1 protein-coding gene is annotated in these 1,455 nt (G+C 63.6%); it reads right to left on the minus strand.

Annotated elements, in window-relative coordinates; translation table 11 throughout:
* Nucleotides 1-20: 20 nt before the first annotated feature.
* Entirely contained in the window at nucleotides 21-1,235 is a 1,215-nt protein-coding gene (locus tag ACW2Q0_RS31115; protein WP_457194493.1) for an IS110 family RNA-guided transposase, read from the minus strand.
* Nucleotides 1,236-1,455: the final 220 nt, after the last annotated feature.

Here is a 1,455-nt window from a genome sequence, read left to right on the forward strand (position 1 = left end):
AAGGACTCTCAATGACTTTGTCAAGCCGTGGCAGTGACCGGAGTCGGTGTGTCGAGAGTGAATTCGCGTCCGTCGCGCAGCAGGGCCCACAGCACGTCGACGAGTCGGCGGGCCAGCGCTAGGAGGGCTTGGGTATGGATGAGTCGTTCGCTGCGTTTTCGGTCGTAGAACCGCCGCGACGGGCCGTTTTCGATGCGCAGGCTCGACAGCGCGGCCATGTAGAACACGCGGCGCAGGCGCCGGTTGTAGCGTTTCGGGCGGCGCAGGTTGCCGCTGACCCGTCCGGAATCGCGTGGCACGGGCACCAATCCGGCGTAGGAGGCCAGGCGGCCGGCGGTGGCGAAGGTACTCAGGTCACCGCCGGTGTGGACGAGGAACTCAGCCCCCAAGCCTGGGCCCATGCCGGGCAGCGATTCGATGATCTTCGCCCACGGATGCGCTCGGAAACGTTGCGTGATCAGCTTGTCGGTGTCCTTGATCTCGCGGTCGAGGTCGAGCAGTTTACGGGCGATACGCTTGACCAGCATGGCGGTATCGGCTTCGCCGGGCAAGGCGATGTCCTGAGCATGTGCGGCCGTGAGGGCGGCGGCAGCGGTCTTGCCGATGCCGGCGGGCCATGCCTTGTTCTCGGTGAGATATGTTGTGACACCGTCGATTCCGGCCATACGGATCTCGGCCGGAGTGCACATTCCAGCAACCAGTATCAGCGGGGTCCGGGCCGAGTAGTCGAACGCGGCTTCGAGCGTGGGGAAGATCGAGCCCAGCAACGCGCGCAACCGGTTGACCCCGGCCACCCAGTCCGACATCAGATCAGTGCGGTAGCTGGTCAGCTGTGTCAACCCGACCACCAACTCGTCGGGCATCGTGACCTGAGCCAAATCCCTTCGCAGACGGGCGGTTTCGGCGATCACCCGAGCATCTTTGGCATCGGTTTTCCCCTCGCCGCGGAACCCGCTGGTCATGGTGTTCACGACCCGGCCCGGCACATAGATCACCGCTTGATCGGCCGCCAGCAACACCGTGATCAGCAGCAACGCCATCGGACTGGTCAAATCGATCGCCCACCGAACCCGCTGCGCCGACTTACCGGCACGGGCGATCAACTGCTCGATCCCTCGCTGGTCGTTGCCGAGTTTCTGGCTGAACACCACCTTCCCGGCCTCATCGACCGCGCACGCGTGATGCGCCGATTTACCGACATCGATCCCGACCCAGATCTCCGGGCGTTCACTCACCCACCTACTCCTGTCATTGCAGGTCATGCCCGTGGACAACCCCGCCGACAGATCCCTAAACAGCGACGATCCGCAACAGCTCTCAATCAGCGGCCGGAGCGTCCAGCACGGCGGGGCAGCCAGTCCTTCGAAGCCTCAACAACAGACAGAAAACCATCAGCTACACCCCACCATCCTGGGCATCCAGGGCACCAACCCCAGACACCTACAAACTTAGGGA

It is taken from the genome of Nocardia citri (assembly GCF_054065835.1).